18 protein-coding genes are annotated in these 16,881 nt (G+C 69.3%); 11 read left to right on the top strand and 7 right to left on the bottom strand.

Annotated elements, in window-relative coordinates; all coding sequences use genetic code 11:
- The first annotated feature begins 26 nt into the window (after positions 1-26).
- Positions 27-1,490, top strand: coding sequence for an amidophosphoribosyltransferase (gene purF, locus KZC50_RS03575; RefSeq protein WP_310890640.1), 1,464 nt, complete (start codon positions 27-29; stop codon positions 1,488-1,490).
- A 72-nt stretch (positions 1,491-1,562) separates the two neighbouring features.
- Positions 1,563-2,213 carry a DUF5701 family protein gene (locus KZC50_RS03570; protein WP_343823337.1) on the top strand — a complete coding sequence of 217 codons (651 nt, stop codon included), beginning with the start codon at positions 1,563-1,565 and terminating at the stop codon, positions 2,211-2,213.
- 24 nt (positions 2,214-2,237) lie between these two features.
- Here KZC50_RS03570 and KZC50_RS03565 read toward each other — a convergent pair whose 3' ends face one another.
- On the bottom strand, positions 2,238-2,699 hold the full coding sequence (locus tag KZC50_RS03565; RefSeq protein ID WP_236967787.1) for a MarR family winged helix-turn-helix transcriptional regulator: 462 nt from the start codon (positions 2,697-2,699) through the stop codon (positions 2,238-2,240).
- 42 nt (positions 2,700-2,741) lie between these two features.
- Between KZC50_RS03565 and KZC50_RS03560 the strand changes: the two genes are divergently transcribed.
- Both KZC50_RS03560 and KZC50_RS03555 read left to right on the top strand, forming a co-directional pair.
- Positions 2,742-2,996 carry a hypothetical protein gene (locus tag KZC50_RS03560; RefSeq protein ID WP_310890638.1) on the top strand — a complete coding sequence of 85 codons (255 nt, stop codon included), beginning with the start codon at positions 2,742-2,744 and terminating at the stop codon, positions 2,994-2,996.
- The gene (locus KZC50_RS03555) at positions 2,927-3,223 is read left to right on the top strand and encodes a YdeI/OmpD-associated family protein (protein WP_310890637.1); all 297 of its coding nucleotides are present in this window, start codon (positions 2,927-2,929) and stop codon (positions 3,221-3,223) included. The genes KZC50_RS03560 and KZC50_RS03555 overlap by 70 nt, the downstream gene beginning before the upstream one ends.
- Before the next feature lie 13 nt (positions 3,224-3,236).
- Here the strand turns inward: KZC50_RS03555 and KZC50_RS03550 are convergent, their stop codons facing one another.
- Both KZC50_RS03550 and KZC50_RS03545 read right to left on the bottom strand, forming a co-directional pair.
- The gene (locus KZC50_RS03550; protein ID WP_301131893.1) at positions 3,237-4,364 is read right to left on the bottom strand and encodes a carboxylate-amine ligase; all 1,128 of its coding nucleotides are present in this window, start codon (positions 4,362-4,364) and stop codon (positions 3,237-3,239) included.
- Positions 4,365-4,507: 143 nt separating this feature from the next.
- On the bottom strand, positions 4,508-4,693 hold the full coding sequence (locus KZC50_RS03545; RefSeq protein ID WP_053546579.1) for a DUF3073 family protein: 186 nt from the start codon (positions 4,691-4,693) through the stop codon (positions 4,508-4,510).
- Positions 4,694-4,855: 162 nt separating this feature from the next.
- Between KZC50_RS03545 and KZC50_RS03540 the strand changes: the two genes are divergently transcribed.
- Positions 4,856-5,395, top strand: a complete 540-nt coding sequence (locus KZC50_RS03540) for a universal stress protein (RefSeq protein ID WP_310890636.1) — start codon at positions 4,856-4,858, stop codon at positions 5,393-5,395.
- A 6-nt stretch (positions 5,396-5,401) separates the two neighbouring features.
- Here the strand turns inward: KZC50_RS03540 and KZC50_RS03535 are convergent, their stop codons facing one another.
- The 3 genes from KZC50_RS03535 to KZC50_RS03525 form a co-directional block, all read right to left on the bottom strand.
- The gene (locus tag KZC50_RS03535) at positions 5,402-6,010 is read right to left on the bottom strand and encodes a helix-turn-helix transcriptional regulator (RefSeq protein ID WP_310890635.1); all 609 of its coding nucleotides are present in this window, start codon (positions 6,008-6,010) and stop codon (positions 5,402-5,404) included.
- Entirely contained in the window at positions 6,007-6,897 is an 891-nt protein-coding gene (locus KZC50_RS03530) for a DUF4097 family beta strand repeat-containing protein (protein WP_310890634.1), read from the bottom strand. The genes KZC50_RS03535 and KZC50_RS03530 overlap by 4 nt, the downstream gene beginning before the upstream one ends.
- A gap of 164 nt (positions 6,898-7,061) precedes the next feature.
- Positions 7,062-7,226 carry a hypothetical protein gene (locus KZC50_RS03525; protein WP_197272925.1) on the bottom strand — a complete coding sequence of 55 codons (165 nt, stop codon included), beginning with the start codon at positions 7,224-7,226 and terminating at the stop codon, positions 7,062-7,064.
- 253 nt (positions 7,227-7,479) lie between these two features.
- Here KZC50_RS03525 and KZC50_RS03520 point away from each other — a divergent pair, with 253 nt between their 5' ends.
- The 5 genes from KZC50_RS03520 (at position 7,480) to KZC50_RS03500 (ending at position 13,225) form a co-directional block, all read left to right on the top strand.
- Entirely contained in the window at positions 7,480-7,749 is a 270-nt protein-coding gene (locus tag KZC50_RS03520; protein ID WP_053546577.1) for a DUF7218 family protein, read from the top strand.
- Positions 7,750-7,760: 11 nt separating this feature from the next.
- Entirely contained in the window at positions 7,761-8,729 is a 969-nt protein-coding gene (locus KZC50_RS03515) for a DNA topoisomerase IB (protein WP_053546576.1), read from the top strand.
- A gap of 23 nt (positions 8,730-8,752) precedes the next feature.
- A complete protein-coding gene (locus KZC50_RS03510) occupies positions 8,753-9,175 on the top strand; it encodes a fluoride efflux transporter FluC (protein WP_231717884.1) in 423 nt (140 codons plus the stop codon).
- Positions 9,172-9,558 carry a fluoride efflux transporter FluC gene (locus tag KZC50_RS03505; RefSeq protein WP_301131899.1) on the top strand — a complete coding sequence of 129 codons (387 nt, stop codon included), beginning with the start codon at positions 9,172-9,174 and terminating at the stop codon, positions 9,556-9,558. Before KZC50_RS03510 ends, KZC50_RS03505 begins: the two co-directional genes overlap by 4 nt.
- 64 nt (positions 9,559-9,622) lie before the next feature.
- Positions 9,623-13,225, top strand: coding sequence for an efflux RND transporter permease subunit (locus tag KZC50_RS03500; protein ID WP_310890633.1), 3,603 nt, complete (start codon positions 9,623-9,625; stop codon positions 13,223-13,225).
- 39 nt (positions 13,226-13,264) lie between these two features.
- Here the strand turns inward: KZC50_RS03500 and KZC50_RS03495 are convergent, their stop codons facing one another.
- A complete protein-coding gene (locus KZC50_RS03495; protein WP_310890632.1) occupies positions 13,265-14,251 on the bottom strand; it encodes a DUF998 domain-containing protein in 987 nt (328 codons plus the stop codon).
- A 532-nt stretch (positions 14,252-14,783) separates the two neighbouring features.
- On the opposite strand from KZC50_RS03495, the gene KZC50_RS03490 reads away from it, so the two are divergent.
- Entirely contained in the window at positions 14,784-16,880 is a 2,097-nt protein-coding gene (locus KZC50_RS03490) for a DEAD/DEAH box helicase (protein ID WP_310890631.1), read from the top strand.
- Position 16,881: the final 1 nt, after the last annotated feature.

Raw genomic sequence — 16,881 nt, 5'->3', positions numbered from 1 at the left:
CCAACCATCGGAGCGAAGCAACACCCATGTGCGGAATTGTCGGGATGGTGGGCCGCGGGTCCGTCAACCAGGAGATCTACGACTCCCTGCTCCTCCTCCAGCATCGCGGCCAGGATTCCACCGGGATCGCCACGGCCGAGCCGAGCGGCGTGTTCCACGTCCACAAGGCGAAGGGCCAGGTGCGTGAGGGCTTCCGCACCCGCGACATGCGGGCGCTCCTCGGAAACCTCGGCCTCGGCCATGTCCGGTACGCCACCAAGGGCACGGCATCCAGCGAAGAAGAGGCGCAGCCCTTCTACGTCAACGCCCCGTACGGCATCGTGCTGGTGCACAACGGCAACCTCACCAACACGCGTGAGCTGACCGAGGAGCTGTTCCGCAAGGACCGGCGGCACCTCAACACCAGCTCCGACACCGAGCTGCTCGTGAACGTCCTCGCGAACGAGCTCCAGACGGTGATCTCGGGACCCGATCTCGATCCGGAGCAGGTCTTCCAGGCCGTCACCCGCGTGCACGAGCGCGTCGAGGGGTCCTACGCGGCGATCGCGCTCATCGCGGGATACGGCCTGCTGGCGTTCCGCGATCCGTTCGGCATCCGTCCGCTGATCCTCGGCACGCGACGCAACGCCGACGGCTCGTACGAATGGGTCGTCACCAGCGAGTCGCTGGTGCTGGAGAACGGCGAGTTCGAGGTCGTCCGCGACGTCGAACCGGGCGAGGCCGTCTTCATCGACCTCGAGGGCAACCTGCACACCCGGCAGTGCGCGACCGACCCGAAGCTCGTTCCGTGCTCGTTCGAGTACGTCTACCTCGCCCGTCCCGACTCGATCATGAACGGCATCTCGGTCTACGAGGCGCGTTTGCGGATGGGAGAGCGCCTGGCCGACACGATCGCGAAGTACACCCCTCCCGGAGTGATCGACGTGGTCATGCCGATCCCCGACTCGGCGCGGCCGGCCGCGATGCAGGTCGCTCGGAAGCTCGGCATCGAGTACCGCGAGGGCTTCTACAAGAACCGCTACGTCGGCCGGACGTTCATCATGCCCGGGCAGGCCGTGCGCAAGAAGAGCGTGCGCCAGAAGCTCAACGCGATGTCGAGCGAGTTCAAGGGCAAGAACGTCCTCCTCATCGACGACTCCATCGTCCGCGGCACGACGTCGAAGGAGATCATCCAGATGGCGAGGGATGCCGGTGCCGCCACCGTCACGTTCGCCTCGGCGGCACCTCCCGTCCGGTACCCGCACGTGTACGGCATCAACATGCCCTCCCGTCACGAGCTCGTCGCCCACGGCCGGACGATCCCCGAGATCGCCGAGGAGCTCGGCGCGGACTACATGGTCTACCAAGAGGTCGAAGACCTGAAGGCGGCGATCCTCGAGGGATCGCCCGACGTCGAGGACCTCGACATGAGCTGCTTCGACGGCCGCTACATCACCGGCACCGTCAGCGACGAGTACCTCGCCTGGGTCGAGGGCTCGCAGGAGTCCTGACCCCCGCCCGGGAATAGCGCGTGCGACGCACGCGTTGCGGAACGGGTCGTCTTCCGGCGATCGAGGGGGATCATGGCGCACGTGACGAAGACGGTGATCGAGCAGCTCGACATCCTGGAGTCACTCGGACTGTTCGATGCGGCGCGCCGCGACCACGCGGCGGTCGCGGAGGCGGCCGCGATCCTGCGCGCGGCGCCGCCGAGGGGCGAGACGTCGCTCGTCGGGCTCCATCCGGCGTGGTTCCCGGCATCCGGACTCGCGCCACTGATGACCCGGGAGGGAAAGCCCGGCTTCGTCGTGGAGGACATGACGGATGTCGACGACTTCCTGCCCTCGGGATTCGAGCTCCCCGGTCATCCGTTGTACCTCGTGCACGGCGTCGAGCGGGGAGACGACCTGCGGAACGTTTCGCCGGAGGAAGCGCTGCCTCGGATCACGGCGGCAGGGCGACGCGGTCTCACGCTTCACGAGGGTCTCAGCTGGGCCATCACCCACCCGGAGATCATCGAAGCCGACCATTGCGTCATGACGATCGGCTCGAGGAGAGCGAAGCCGCTCGCGCGCGCCGGCGACGGTGTCGCATACGACGCACGGACCCCCGCCCTGTGGAACGCGTCGGGCACCGGTCGGGACGGGAAGGACCGCCGGGGTGCGCCGAAGCTCGGCTGGTGCTGGTGGAGGAACCGGCACACGTGGCTCGGAATCGCCTCCGCCGAGCGGTAGCCGTGGAGGTCGCGGATCGGCGGGTCAGCCGCCGGTGCGGCGGCGGCCGGCGAAAGCGCTCAGTCCGTCTCGCAGCGGGGCGAGTTCCGCGGCATCCATCCCCACGGCCTCGAGCACCTGGGCGGGAACCCGCACGGCCCGGCGGCGGAGCTCGCGCCCCTCGGAGGTGAGCGAGATGTCCAGGACGCGTTCATCCGCGGGTCGGCGCGCACGGGTGACGAGTCCCTGGGCTTCGAGCCGCTTCACCAGCGGTGACAGGGTCGCCGGCTCCATCGCCAGTTCCAGGGCGAGGTCTCCCAGCGATCGGGGCGACTGCTCCCAGAGGGCCAGCATCACCAGGTACTGCGGGTGCGTGAGGCCGAGCGGTTCGAGGATCGGCCGGTAGATCGCGACGACGTTGCGCGCGGCGGTGACGATGGCGAAGCAGAGCTGGTTCTCCAGCCGCAGCAGGTCGTCGGTATCGGCACCGGCGGGGGCGGGATTCATGGAACGATCCTATAGCCCGTAGATGTTTAGTACGCTAACGATATGCGCAGAGACAAGAAGCAGGAGGGCGAACAGCCCTCCCTTCGTGACCGGGTGAAGGCCGCCGGCGGCTGGTACGCCTACGTGAACGCCCGGCTCATCCAGGTCGCCGGTCCGGCATCCGTCGGTCCGTACGAGACCACGCCGCCGCCCTCCGCGGAAGTGCGGGCGGAGCGCGCCTGCCCGCTGTGCGGTCACCCCGTCAGCGCGCACACCTTCGACCGCTCGGGCCCGAAGCCGCTGATGTACTGCCCCTGACCCCGTTCGGAATCGTCGGTCGCGCCGAGCGGTGTCGGCGCGAGGGGGTACAGGCTGCACTGGATGCCGACCCGAAGGTCGCCGCGGCATTCGCGGCGCAGTCGGCTCAGAACCGATTCGCGATGTCGTTCCGCGTCGGCAACCTCAAGCGCCCCGAAACGCGCGCGGCCCGGGTCGCCGAATACATACAGATGCTTCAGCGGGGAGAGACGCTGTACGGCGCGTGACGTGTGCCTCTCGCTACAGGTCTTCGTGGAATTCGGTGATGAGGCTGTCGACGACAGCTGCCATCGCGGCGCCCGGATCGGAGCCGGCGGTCTCCACGCCGGCGGCGACGGCGCGCTGTCGCGTGGCTGATGTGCCGGTGTCGGCGATCTGCTGGATCCGCTGCACCTCCTCGGTGCAGCCGAGGGCCTCGGCATCCTCCTCGACGAGCTCGATCAGCTGCGTCGCGAGCTCCGGGAAGGGGATGATCTCTCCCGCGCCGAAGTCGATCAACCCCTCGGTCACGCCGTATCGCTGTGCGCGCCATCGGTTTTCGCCGACGAGAAACCGGTCATAGACCCGCCAGCGCTGGTTCTTCGTGCGCAGTCGCCACAGCATCCGCAGAAGTGCCTGATCGAGCGCGGCGAGGGCCAGGGTGTCTTCCATCCGCGGCGAGACGTCCATGATGCGCGTCTCCAACGTCGGGTACCGGTGGGAGGGTCGGATATCCCACCAGATCTTCGTCGGGTCCTCGATCACACCCAGATCGGTGAGCACCGCGACCGATCGCTGGTACTCGACCCAGCTGACGTACTCGGGCGGCAAGCCGGTACGCGGCAGGTTGTCGAAGACCGAGAGTCGATAGGACGCGAGGCCGGTGTCCTGCCCCTGCCAGAACGGCGAGGATGCCGACAGCGCGAGCAGATGCGGCAGGAAGTACGACATCTGGTTCATGAGGTCGGCTCGCAGCGCGTTGTCGCCGATCCCGACATGGACGTGGTTGCCGCAGATCAGCAGGCGCCGTGCGACCCCGGCGAGGTCGCGCTCGAGGCCGCGGTAGCGCTCCTTGTCGGTGTGGTGCGCGTGCTTCCAATCCGCGAACGGATGACAGGCCGCCGCGATCGGCGAAAGCCCGTGCTTCTCGGCGTGGGTCGATACCGCGGAGCGGAGACGTCGGAGATCGTCGCGGGCGTCGCCGATGGTCGCCGACACCCGGGTGCCGATCTCGACCTGGCACTGCTTGTACTCGGGGCTCACCTGGTCGCCGAGCTCGGCGACCAGACCGTCGAGGAAGCCCTCGGGGGCCTCCGCCAGAGATCGTGTCTCGCGGTCCACGAGGAGGTACTCCTCCTCGATGCCGATGGTGAAGTCAGGATCGTGCACGGCTCTCCCCTCGCCCGAGCCTCCATCGAACAGGTTCGGGCGGGGTGGCGGCAACCACTTGACAGCGAGGGTCGCCGTCCGGACATCACGCGGCCACGAGAAAAGCCGCCGTCACCGGTGGTGACGGCGGCTTCTCGCGAAGATCAGGCTTTCTCGAGCTCGTCTTCGTCTTCGTCTTCGTACTGATCGGCCCACTTGTCGACGTACGCGTCGTCGTCCGACGGGTGACCGAGTTCACGCTCCAGCGCAGCGTAGTTCACGCTGTAGGTGTCGTACTTCAGTTCACGGGCGATCTTTGTGTGCTTCGCCTTCTGACGGCCACGCCCCATGCGAGACCCCCTCACGATCTGAGTCGCGGGCGCGGGCTGAAGAGCCGCTGACCCGGGTATTCACGAATCCGGATTGGACCGGTAAGAGTAGCGTTCAGGATATCACGGAGCCCCGGGGTCACCCGCGGCTGCGCACACCATACCGGAATGGGGCGATGACGCATGAGTGACGAGGCATCCGTCGATCGGGGAGAGGCCCTGGACGTCGAGGCTCTGCGGGGTGCGGTGGTCGTGGGGGTCATCCCCGACCAGCCGTCGCGCGTGCTCAAGGAGGCAGCGAGATACGCGCGTCTGCACGGGGCGCCCCTCGCGGTCGTGCACGTCGACGTCACCCGCTTCGTGACCTACGAGGACCCCGACGGCTACGTCCACTCCGCCCCGATCGACCTGAACATCACCGGCGACGGCGACGACCTGATGCGGATCGAGGCCGCCGCGGCCGATCTCCTCGTCGGTGCCGGCATCCGCTGGTCGGCACACGAGCTCGTCGGTGACCCGGCGATGGCGATGCGCCAGTTCGCGGACCGGATCCAGGCGCGGATGCTCGTCGTCGGCACACGCAGGCGCGGTCTCGGCGAATCGATCCGCGAGTTCTTCACCGGCTCGGTCGCCGCCCGGCTCGCGCATCGGCAGCAGCGGCCGATCCTCGTCGTCCCGCTCGGTGAGCCGTTGCGGGACGACGAGGATCTCTGGCCTGCCTGAGGACGCTCAGCCCCGCAGCGTACGCGAGATGTCGCGTGCGATGCGGTCGAGCTGAGCCGCCAGGTCGTCGACGACGTCGGCGGCGAGGTCTCCGCCGCGCGCGACGTGCGCCCGGAGGTCGCTGCGCACCCGTGCCCGGAACTCGTTCACCGCGGCATCCGCCCGGCTCACCTGTTCGCGGCTGCGGGAGCGCGGGTCGTCGTCGCGGGCGCTCGGCGCTTCCTGCGTCTGCTGGTCGCGACCGGCGGCGGCGAGGTCGGCGCGGAGGCTCCGCATCGCCTCGCGGACGCTTCCGCGCACCTCGTCGGCGATCAGCCGGACCGAGTCGGCGAGGCCCGCCTCGATGCCCTCGAGCTCGTGGGCGCGGGAGGCGACCTCCGCGCGACCGGCATCCGTGATCGCGTAGACGGTCTTGCGGCCGTCGACGCTCTTCGTCACGAGCCCCTCCTCCTCGAGCTTCGCCAGCCGCGGATAGATCGTCCCCGCGCTCGGGGTGTACGTGCCGCCGGTGCGATCGGCGAGGGCCTGCATGATGTCGTAGCCGTGCCGAGGACCCTCGTCGAGGAGGTTCAGCAGGTAGAGCCGCAGGTCGCCGTGCGAGAACACGGGGCTCACGGCTGACCTCCGTCGTCGGCTCCGTCGTCGGCGACGTCGTGCGGCATGTCCGGCACGACCGGATCCGTCACGGGCGGACGCCGCAGGACCGTGATGGCCCCCGCGACGGAGTTCGCCCGCACGTCGGCGAACGAGCCGCTGAGCTCGCCCACCGATCCGGCGTAGCTGGTGGTCGGAAGCGAGCCCTGACCGGAGTGGACGATGCCGTCGATCTGCACGCGTCCGCTGACGCTGCGCACCACGTAGTTGGCGGGGTACCCCTCGTCCATGCGGACGGTCGACTCGCCGCCGACGGTGTTGAGGCTGATGCGCTGGACGGGGCCGCTCGTGTCGACGAGTATCGCGCCCGACACGGTGTCGATCGTGGCGGAGCGCAGGATTCCAGTGGCCGCGACGTCGCCCGACACGCTGTTGGCGGTGAGGGCGCCGACGAGCTCCCGCACCTGCACGTCGCCGGAGACGGCGTTGACGGAGAGGTCGCCGTCGAGGCCGTCGACGATGATGTCTCCGGACACGGTGTTCAGGCGCGCGTCCTCGCGGAGGCCGGCGACGAGGGCACTGGCCGAGACGACGCCGAGGGTGAGGGCGATCGAGCGGGGGACGGCGACGCTGATCTCGGCTTTCGCGCCGCCGGCGCCGAAGTTGCGGAACACCTCGAGGAAGTTGTCCCACCGCAGCTGCGGGTGGTCGATCTCGACGGCGTCGCCGGTGGCCTCGATGCGCAGATCCTTCACCGTGACGTTGTGCACCTCGATGCGCATCCCGGGCTCGTCGTGGCCGATGACATCGATCTGTCCGCCGACGAGGCCGACTTTGAGCGTGCGCACGTCGTCGATGTCGATCACGCGCGTCTCGCCCGGGTGGATGAGCCACTTCTCCAGGGTCATGTTCTCTCCCATGTGTCGCGCCGCGGTCCGATCGGAGCGGCATGCATCGCGATGTATCGCGTGTGAGAAGTAGAACACGATATATCGCGTTGGTCAAGGGGCTCCGCGCAAACGACGGATGCCGCCCCCCGAAGGGGACGGCATCCGTCGTCTCGAGACCGAGGTCAGGTGCGGGCGCCGCCGCGGATGACTCGGAACAGGAAGACGATCAGCGCGATGACGCCCACGATGAGGGCGACCCACAGCAGCCACTGGAGGGCGCTGTTCAGCCCGCCGACAATGGCAAGGACGATCGCGACCACGATGATGACGATGAGTGCGAGGTTCATGGAAGTTCTCCTTCTCCGGCGGAGGCACGCGGGTTGCGTACCGGCGTGCCTCGTGGGCACTGAGAAGACTCTGGCATCGCCGTGAGTGCGCCGGGAGGGGCTTGACGACGGATCCCTGCCGGTGATATCGCGCGATAATGCCGGTCCAAGAGTAAGGGCCGAGCGCTTGTCAAGGCCCTCCCCGCTCGCGTCGACGGATCTACCGTGTGGATCATCGGGACGCCGTGGGTGCGTCCCGGGAAGGAGCGGAATCGTGCCCGACGATCGCGGATCGAACAGTCTGAAGGATCCGGAGCTCTACGAAGAGCTCCGTAAGGACGGAGCCTCGAAAGAGAAGGCCGCGCGCATCTCGAACGCCGCCGCACGCGACGGACGCGGCGCCGTCGGCGAACGCGGCGGCGCCGCCGGCTCGTACGAGGACTGGACGGTGTCGGACCTCCGCGCCCGCGCGAAGGAACTCGGTCTCACCGGCTACTCGGGCAAGAAGAAGGCGGAGCTGATCGACATGCTCCGCGATCACTGAGCGGGATCCGGATGCCGAAGCTCGTCCGGGTGCGTCCGTTCGACGATCCCGGATACCGCCGCATGAAGGCCGGCGAAGGATTTCGGTTCGTCGACGCCTCGGGGAAAGCCGTCCCGGAGCGGGACCGCGCCCGTCTGCAGACCCTCGTGATCCCGCCGGCCTGGCAGGAAGTGTGGATCTGCTGCGAGGCTCGGGGCCACATCCAGGTGGTCGGCACCGACGATGCCGGGCGGCGCCAATACATCTACCACCCGGACTGGACCGCCGGCCGTGACAAGGGCAAGTTCACGCGTGCCCTCGCGCTCGCCGAGGCGCTTCCGCGCGCGCGGGCGCGGGTCACCGCGTCGCTCCGCCGGGACGCGCTGGACCGCGAACGCGTGCTCGCGGCATCCTTCCGCCTCCTCGATCAGGGGGCGCTGCGCATCGGATCCACGCGGTACTTCACCAAGCACGGCAGTCGCGGCCTCACCACCCTGCAGCGTCGGGACGCCGCGGTCGAGGCGACGCTCGTCGCGCTGCGCTTTCCGGGGAAGAGCGGCCAGCGCCAGAACATCGAGATCGACGACGCTGACCTCGCGCTCGCCGTGGCGCTGATGGCGGCGGGCCGCCCGTCGTCCCCACTGCTCGCATGGGAGCGCGGGCGGCGGCGGGTGCCGGTGACGCCGACCGAGGTGAACGCCTACGTCCGGACCCTCACCGGCGGGTCGTTCACGGCGAAGGACTTCCGGACTCTCCGCGGCACGATCCTCGCGGCCGACGCGCTCGCGCGCATCGGCGAGGTCTCCACCGCCCGCGAGCGCAAGCGTGCCGAAGTGCTCGCGGTGAAGGCGACCGCGACCGCCCTCGGGAACACGCCCGCGGTCGCGCGGAGTTCCTACATCGACCCGCGGGTGTGGTCGCGGTACAAGGACGGGCACCTGCTGGACACATCCGTCTCGCCGGAGTCCGCGATCCGGGCGTTGCTGCGTCCGGGGCGGTGACGGGGCGAAGCTAACGTGGGCGCGTGAGCTCCGTCGTCAGCGTGCGCACCCTCGGTCTCGTGATCGCGGGGGGAGCGGTCGGCGTGCTGGCACGCGAGATGCTCCTCGTTCCGGTCGACGCCCGATCCCTGCCGTGGGCGACGCTTGCGGTCAACATCGCCGGGTCCCTCCTCCTCGGCGTCGTCGTGGGCTGGCTCGATGACCGGCATCCGCAGGCCCGCGCGTTCCTCGGCACCGGCGTGATGGGCGGGTTCACGACCTACAGCGCGTTCGCGGTGGCCTCCGCCGCCTTCATCGGCGCGGATCCCGGAGCGCTCGGTCCCGCGGCGCTGCTGATCGCGGCATCCGTCCTCGGGGGAATCCTCGCCGCGTTCGTCGGCCTCGTCATCGGGCGTCGCATCGCCGACGTGCCGGGCGAGCTCGAGGATCCGGAGGATGCGCGGTGAACCTCGGGCTCATCCTCCTCGCCGCCCTCGCCGGAGGACTCGGCGCGGGCGCACGCTACGTCCTCGACCGGCTGATCACGACGCGCACGCGCACGGTGTTCCCCGTCGGCATCCTCGTCGTCAATGCGACGGGATCGTTCCTCCTGGGTCTCCTCACGGGCCTCGGCGCCGCGATCGTGCCCCCCGATCTTCTCCTCGTGCTCGGCGTGGGCCTCCTCGGCGGGTACACGACCTTCAGCACGGTCGCGGTCGAGTCGGTGCTCGCCGCCGAGCGTCGGGAGTTCGTCGTCGCCGCCGGGAACCTGCTCGGGACGCTCGTCCTCTCCGTCGCGCTCGCCCTGGGCGGAATCGCCCTCGGTGCCGGAATCGCCGTGGGATACTGAACCCTCGATACATCCGCGTATCGAAACGCCCCCGCACCACCCGCACACGCACCCGAAGGCTCCCGTGTCGAACCTCGCCGTCCTCAGCCTCAAGAACCGGGCGCTCATCGCCCTGGTCACGATCGTCGTCGCCATCTTCGGTGGCATCGCGCTGAACTCCTTGAAGCAGGAGCTCATCCCCTCGATCGAGTTCCCCGCCCTCATCGTCGTCTCGACCTACCCGGGCGCTTCGCCCGAGGTCGTGAGCAACGACGTCTCGTCGCCGATCGAATCGGCGATCCAGGCGGTCCCGGGCCTGGAGTCGACGACGGCGACGAGTACGACCAACGCCTCGATCGTCCAGGCCTCGTTCACCTACGGCACCGATCTCGGCACGGCCGAGCAGAAGATCACGCAGGCGATCAACCGCATCCCGGGCGGGCTGCCGGACGGCGTCGAACCGAACGTCATCTCCGCGAGCATCGACGACTTCCCCGTCATCCAGCTCGCCGTCACCGGTTACGACGACGAGGAGACCATCCAGTCCACCCTGGATTCGACGGTCATCCCCGAGCTCGAGGACATCGACGGCGTCAACGCCGCGCAGGTCGTCGGCGGCGTGGGGCAGCGGATCACCATCACCCCGGATGCCGAGGCCCTCGCCGCGGCCGGCTTCAGCCAGCAGGCCATCACCGACGCGCTGGAGCAGAACGGCGTGCTCTTCCCCGGCGGCGAGATCACCGAGGACTCCCAGACCCTCACCGTGCAGACGGGGTCGAAGATCACGTCCCTCGAGGAGGTCGCGAACCTTCCGCTGGTCCCGAGCGACGAGTCGCAGTTCCAGGCGGGGCCGCAGACGATCGGCGACGTCGCGGATGTCGTGCAGGAGCGGGACCCGGTCACCACGGTCTCGCGGGTGAACGGCGACCCGGCCCTGACCATCGCCATCACCAAACTCCCCGCCGCGAACACCGTCGAGGTGTCGCAGGCGGTGGTCGCCGCACTCCCCGGGCTCGAAGACCAGCTGTCGGGCGTGGAGCTCTCCGTCATCTTCGACCAGGCCCCGTACATCGAGAAGTCGATCGAGACCCTCGCGGTCGAGGGAGGATTCGGTCTGCTCTTCGCGGTCCTGGTGATCCTCGTCTTCCTCCTGTCGGTGCGCGCGACGCTCGTGACGGCGATCTCGATCCCCACGAGCCTCCTGGTCACCTTCATCGGCCTGCAGGCCTTCGGATACTCCCTGAACATCCTGACCCTCGGCGCGATCACGATCTCGATCGGTCGTGTGGTGGACGACTCGATCGTCGTCATCGAGAACATCCGTCGCCACTACGTCGGCAACGCGCCCAAGCTCGCGAGCATCATCCGCGCCGTCCGCGAAGTCGCCTCGGCGATCACGTCCTCGACCATCACCACCGTCGCCGTCTTCCTGCCGATCGCCTTCGTCGGCGACGTCACGGGTGAGCTCTTCCGTCCGTTCGCCCTGACGGCGAGCCTCGCGCTGCTGGCCTCCCTCGTCGTGGCGCTCACCATCGTGCCGGTGCTGGCGTACTGGTTCCTGAAGCCGGGGAAGCCGCTCCTCGACGCGCAGGGTCGCGAGATCGACCCCGAGAACCCCACGGCGCCGATGGATCGTCTGCAGAAGGGGTACGCCCCGGTCCTGCGCTGGACGCTCCGGCACTCGTTCGCCACGCTCGGCATCGCGATCCTGGTCCTAGCCGGCACAGTCGCCCTCGCGCCGCTGATGAAGACCAACTTCCTCGGAGACTCGGGGCAGAACACGTTCACCATGACCCAGTCCATCGGCGAGGCCCCGAGCCTCGAGGCCGAGGCGGCGGCCGCCGAGCCCGTCGAGGCCGCGATCGTCGACATCGAGGGCATCGAGACCGTCCAGGTGTCGATCGGGTCGAGCGGCAACGCGCTGCGTGACGCCTTCGCCGGCGGGGGCAGCGGCATCACCTACTCGATCACCACCGAGACGGGCGTCGACCAGGTCGCGCTCCGTGAAGAGGTCCAGCGTGCGATCGACGGGCTCGACGACGTCGGCGACGTGACGATCGCGGGCGGCAACGGCGGGTTCGGATCGACCGACATCGAGATCGACGTCACCGCTCCCGACGCGACCACCCTGCAGGAGGCGACCGACGCGGTCGTCGCGAGCCTGGACGGGCTCGACGACGTCAGCCAGGTCACGAGCAACCTCTCGGCATCCCTTCCGTTCATCTCGGTCGTCGTCGATCGGGAGCGCGCCGCCGAGCTCGGACTCTCCGAGGTGGCCGTCGGCGCCCTGGTCTCCAACACGATGCAGCCGCAGAGCATCGGCAGCGTCGAGATCGACGATGCGGGACTGACCGTCTACCTCGCGGTCGTCGACCCGCCGACGACGATCGACGAGCTCCGCGACCTCGAGGTCTTCACCGCGCAGGGACCGCTGCCGCTGTCCGACGTCGCAACGGTGGAGGAGAGCCAGGGGCCGACCTCGATCACCACCGAGCGCGGCGTCCGCACCTCGACCGTGACGGTGACCCCGGCGACCGACAACCTCGCTCAGGCGACGCAGTCGGTGACCGAGGCCCTGGAGGGCGCCGACCTGCCGTCGGCGGCCGACGCGACCCTCGGGGGCGTGGTGTCCGACCAGAACGAGGCCTTCACTCAGCTCGGCCTCGCGCTGCTCGCGGCGATCCTCATCGTCTACGTCGTCATGGTCGCGACGTTCAAGTCGCTCCGCCAGCCGCTGCTGCTGCTGATCTCGGTGCCGTTCGCGGCGACCGGCGCGATCATCCTGCAGGTCATCACCGGCATCCCGCTCGGCGTCGCGTCGCTCATCGGCGTCCTGATGCTGATCGGCATCGTGGTGACGAACGCGATCGTCCTCATCGACCTCGTCAACCAGTACCGGGAGAAGGGGCTGTCGGCGTACGAGGCGACGGTTGCCGGTGCGGTGCGTCGACTCCGCCCGATCCTCATGACCGCGCTCGCGACGATCCTCGCCCTGACCCCGCTCGGTCTCGGAATCACCGGCAGTGGTGGGTTCATCTCGCAGCCGCTCGCGATCGTCGTGATCGGTGGTCTCATCTCCTCCACGCTGCTGACGCTGCTCGTGCTGCCCGCGCTCTACAACCTCGTCGAGGGGGCCAAGGAGCGTCGCCTCGCGCGGCGCACGGGCGGTGCGGACTCCTCCACGAACGCCGAGGGTGACGCCGCGGGTGCGAGCGGGGCGCCGGTCGCTCCGATGAGCCGCCGCGAGCTGCGCGCGCGCGAGCGCGGGGTCGCCGACACCGCGGGCGTTCCGGTGGTGGCGGGTACTGCGACGGCGCTGGCCACCGTCGCCGTTCCCGTCATCGAGGAAGCACCGGACGTCGAGGTGCCGTCCACGGATGCCGAGCCCCCGGCGGGAGCTGCCGAGGCCGCCGCCGAGGATGCCGAAAGCGGTGGAGCGCTCGAGTCCCCGGTCGACGAGGGCCCCGGCTCGCTGTCCGCGCTCGCGGCGGCCGATCCGGTGATTGAGGAGGCACCGGACGTCGAGGTGCCGTCCACGGATGCCGAGCCCCCGGCGGGAGCCGCCGAGGCCGCCGCCGAGGATGCCCTCACCGGAGGGGTGCACAATCCGGAGACGCCGGAATCGGACGAGGACGAGCAGGACACGCAGGACGACCAGGACAGCCAGGACGAGGAACGGCAGGACTGACCCACCCGCGAACCGGGGTACGGCCGAGTCGGCGTCGCGTCAGGGTCGGCGCGACGCCGAGGGTCTGTGGCTGCGGTCGCGACCGGCAGTCGTCATCCCCGCCGCCCGAGCGCGGGTGCGGCGTGGTGCTCCGCTCAGCGTTGCGTGGGCCGGGGCCGTGGGACGCGTCGAGCCCTGGGTCGACCGGGCGGCACTGATGGTGCGAGGCGTGTTCGGCATGTAGGCGCGGTTCCGCGGGCGGCGCACACGGCGGCGGATGGGTCGGTGAGGTGCCCGCCGCGAGGGCTCGTCGGCCTCATCACCGGGGACGGCACGCGCTGTGCGGTGGCCGGCCGCGCTGCGGTTCGTGTGCGGCATCCATCCGCGTACGACGCGGTTCAACGCCGGGAGCCAGATCCCGACGATGCCGAAGGCCATGGCCTCGTACGCGGCGAGGGTGATGACCTGGAGAATCAGCAGAACCATTCCCGAGGCGATGATCAGCACGCCGAACGCGGTGCCGAGGCGGAAGCGGAGGCTCACCTTCCGAAGACCGAGCGCGAACGCGAACATCGCGAGGAACGACAGGGCGAGGCCCGCCGCCGCGCGGTCGTGCATGTCCATGCTGACGGGGATGGGGATGAGGCCGACGACCGTCAGATGCAGGCCGGCCGACGCGATCGCCCAGCGAAGACCGCGTGAAGCGCGGATGGTCATGACGTGGGAGAGATCGGCGGCGAGGAAGACCGCGTAGAGCACGAGGAGCGCTCCGGCGATGATGACCGCTCCGTTGAAGGACGAGCTGGAGAAGTCGCCGAAGGTGCCGAGCTGCGAGAAGTGCAGCTGCCACCACAGGTGGTCGCGGGTCGTCAGGATCGCCAGTGCGACACCGGCCACGAGGACCGCGATGGCGAGGGTGGAAATGCGCTGCGAGAGATTGATCGGTGCGACGGCGACGGCGACGACGGATCGACGCGGCATCCGTCCGGGCGCACCCACAGGGGGGAGCGTCTCGAGCGGAACATCGGATCGGGTCGTCGTGTGCACTTCGCTCACCGTGAGTCAGCGGCCAGGGGGATCGAGGAGCGCCGCGTCCCCCTATCGGCACGTCCGCGAAGCGCGTCTCCGGCGGCTGTTCCGCTCGCCTCCGTCATCCGGCACTCTTCAAGTGGTATAGAGTACCGCGCTGCTGTCGCATTCTCCCAAATGGTGCGTCGCCGCCTTGACGGCGCACCGCAGTGAGCGCCAAGAGTGCGTGCGTCCGCGGGCATGGGTTCATTCTGGCGCGCGTATGTGTCATCGAGGTTGCGAGCTGCGAGAATCTTCGCCTCCGTTGACGGTTCCGATCCGTGGATGGGCCTCTCAGGCGCGTGGACTAGGCTCGTGCGGTCGGCTCTGGACAAGCGCGTACTGCGCTCCGAGTTCTGTGAGTCCCTGGGGCCGATGGTGAGCGTCGATCGACGCGCATGAACCATCACATGAATGGCCCCCGGCCCACGAGCGCCCGGGTTTGACCGCGATCCGACTGAGATGTCGTCGGGCGCGGCGCTGTTCTCGTGCGAGAACCGAAGGAACAACCATGCCCAAGAACAAGAAGCCCGCCGGCGGCCGCCCCGCCAAGAACTTCGAGCCCCGCTACGGCGAGCGTTCGCAGGGGTCCTACCAGGATCGCAAGCGCCGCACCGAGTCGTCCGCTCCCGGCCGCTCCGGCGCTCCCGCCGGCAGCCGCAGCCCCGGACACCGCGGATACCGCCCCGAGACCGAGGACGCCGCCCCCAAGCGTCGGTGGAGCGCGCAGGAGAAGGTCGGCCGCGACGAAGCGCGCGGCATCCGTACGCATGGGAGCGCGGATCGCGCCGGTCGCCGTCCGGCCGACGCCCGCCCCGAGCGCGGCCGCACGGACCGGATGGACCGGGTGCCGCGCGACGACCGCCGCACGTTCGGCGACGCGCGCCCGTCGACGCGCGATGACCGTCCGCGTCGCTCGTTCGATGACGACCGTCCGCGCAAGTCGTTCGATAACGACCGTCCGCGCAAGTCGTTCGATAACGACCGTCCGCGCCGTTCGTTCGACGAGGACCGTCCGCGCCGTTCCTTCGAGGGCGACCGTCCGCGGAAGTCTTTCGACAATGATCGTCCCCGGAAGTCTTTCGACAACGACCGGCCTCGCCGTTCGTTCGACAACGACCGTCCGCAGAAGTCGTTCGACAGTGACCGTCCGCGTCGTTCCTTCGACGAGGACCGTCCTCGGAAGTCGTTCGACAGCGACCGTCCTCGGAAGTCGTTCGACAACGATCGTCCGCGTCGTTCGTTCGACAGCGACCGTCCCCGTCGTTCCTTCGATAATGACCGTCCGCGCAAGTCGTTCGACAACGACCGACCTCGGCGCGACCAGTCGACCCGCCCGGTGCGCACGCGCGCTCAGGATGACCGCGTCGACGTCGTCCACGATCGCCTCCAGGCGCAGGCCGTCCAGGCCACCGTCGTCGAGGGGGCGACCTTCTCCGATCTCGGTCTCGGTGACAACATCGTGCGGGTCCTCGCGGACCTCGGCGCGGCGTCCCCCTTCCCGATCCAGGCCGCCACGATCGGGCCGATCCTCGCCGGCACCGATGTGCTCGCCCGCGGCCGCACCGGCTCCGGAAAGACCATCGCGTTCGGGGCGCCGCTCGTCGAGAGCATCCTCCGCTCGCAGGCCGGCAAGCGCCGGGCCTTCGGCCGCAACCCGCGTGCCCTGATCCTCGCGCCGACCCGTGAGCTGGCGCTGCAGATCGACCGCACGATCCAGCCCATCGCGCGCAGTGTCGGCCTCTTCACCACCCAGATCTACGGCGGTGTGCCCCAGGGGCGTCAGGTCGGCGCGCTGAAGAAGGGCGTCGACATCATCATCGGCACCCCCGGCCGCATCGAGGACCTCGTCGAGCAGGGCAAGCTCGACCTGTCCGACATCGAGATCGCGGTCCTCGACGAGGCCGACCACATGTGCGAGCTCGGGTTCCTCGAGCCGGTGCAGCGGATCCTCCGCCACACCGCGGACGGATCCCAGAAGCTCCTCTTCTCCGCAACGCTCGACCGCGAGGTCGCCGCGCTGGTGGACGAGTTCCTCGTCGAGCCGGCCGTCTACGAGGTCGCCGGTGAGGACCAGGACTCCGGCACGATCGACCACCGCGTCCTGGTGATCGATCACCGCGACAAGGCCGACATCCTCGCGTCCTTGGTCGAGCGGGAGGGCAAGACGTTGGTCTTCGCCCGCACGCGCGCCTACGCCGAGACGCTCGCCGAGCAATTCGACGATGCCGGGATCCGCGCCCTCGCGCTGCACGGCGATCTCAACCAGGCCAAGCGCACCCGCAACCTCGAGCGCCTCACGTCCGGTCGCGTCCAGGTGCTCGTCGCGACGGATGTCGCCGCCCGCGGCATCCACGTCGACGACATCGACCTCGTGGTGCAGGCCGATGCGCCCGACGAGTACAAGACCTACCTCCACCGCTCGGGCCGCACCGGACGTGCCGGTCGCGCCGGTACGGTCGTGACGCTGATCACCCGTCAGCGCCGCCGCCGCATGAGCGAACTCCTGGACCGCGCCGAGATCGACGCGCCCTTCGAGGACGCGCGGCCCGGCGACGATCTGCTGGAGGAGCTCTCGGGCCGTCAGGCATCGAACGTCGACGCCTGAG

The organism is Microbacterium aurantiacum, assembly GCF_031625015.1.
In the GTDB taxonomy this organism is placed as follows: Bacteria; Actinomycetota; Actinomycetes; order Actinomycetales; family Microbacteriaceae; genus Microbacterium; species Microbacterium aurantiacum.
Note: the sequence above shows the minus strand (reverse complement) of the source record. Positions and strands in the feature narration are given on the sequence as shown.

Bases quoted from the DNA above. Each gene is read 5' to 3' on its own strand.
- purF (WP_310890640.1), top strand. From the start codon at position 27: ATGTGCGGAATTGTCGGGATGGTGGGCCGCGGGTCCGTCAACCAGGAG.
- KZC50_RS03570 (WP_343823337.1), top strand. From the start codon at position 1,563: ATGGCGCACGTGACGAAGACGGTGATCGAGCAGCTCGACATCCTGGAG.
- KZC50_RS03565 (WP_236967787.1), bottom strand. From the start codon at position 2,699: ATGAATCCCGCCCCCGCCGGTGCCGATACCGACGACCTGCTGCGGCTG.
- KZC50_RS03560 (WP_310890638.1), top strand. From the start codon at position 2,742: ATGCGCAGAGACAAGAAGCAGGAGGGCGAACAGCCCTCCCTTCGTGAC.
- KZC50_RS03545 (WP_053546579.1), bottom strand. From the start codon at position 4,693: ATGGGGCGTGGCCGTCAGAAGGCGAAGCACACAAAGATCGCCCGTGAA.
- KZC50_RS03540 (WP_310890636.1), top strand. From the start codon at position 4,856: ATGAGTGACGAGGCATCCGTCGATCGGGGAGAGGCCCTGGACGTCGAG.
- KZC50_RS03530 (WP_310890634.1), bottom strand. From the start codon at position 6,897: ATGACCCTGGAGAAGTGGCTCATCCACCCGGGCGAGACGCGCGTGATC.
- KZC50_RS03525 (WP_197272925.1), bottom strand. From the start codon at position 7,226: ATGAACCTCGCACTCATCGTCATCATCGTGGTCGCGATCGTCCTTGCC.
- KZC50_RS03515 (WP_053546576.1), top strand. From the start codon at position 7,761: ATGCCGAAGCTCGTCCGGGTGCGTCCGTTCGACGATCCCGGATACCGC.
- KZC50_RS03490 (WP_310890631.1), top strand. From the start codon at position 14,784: ATGCCCAAGAACAAGAAGCCCGCCGGCGGCCGCCCCGCCAAGAACTTC.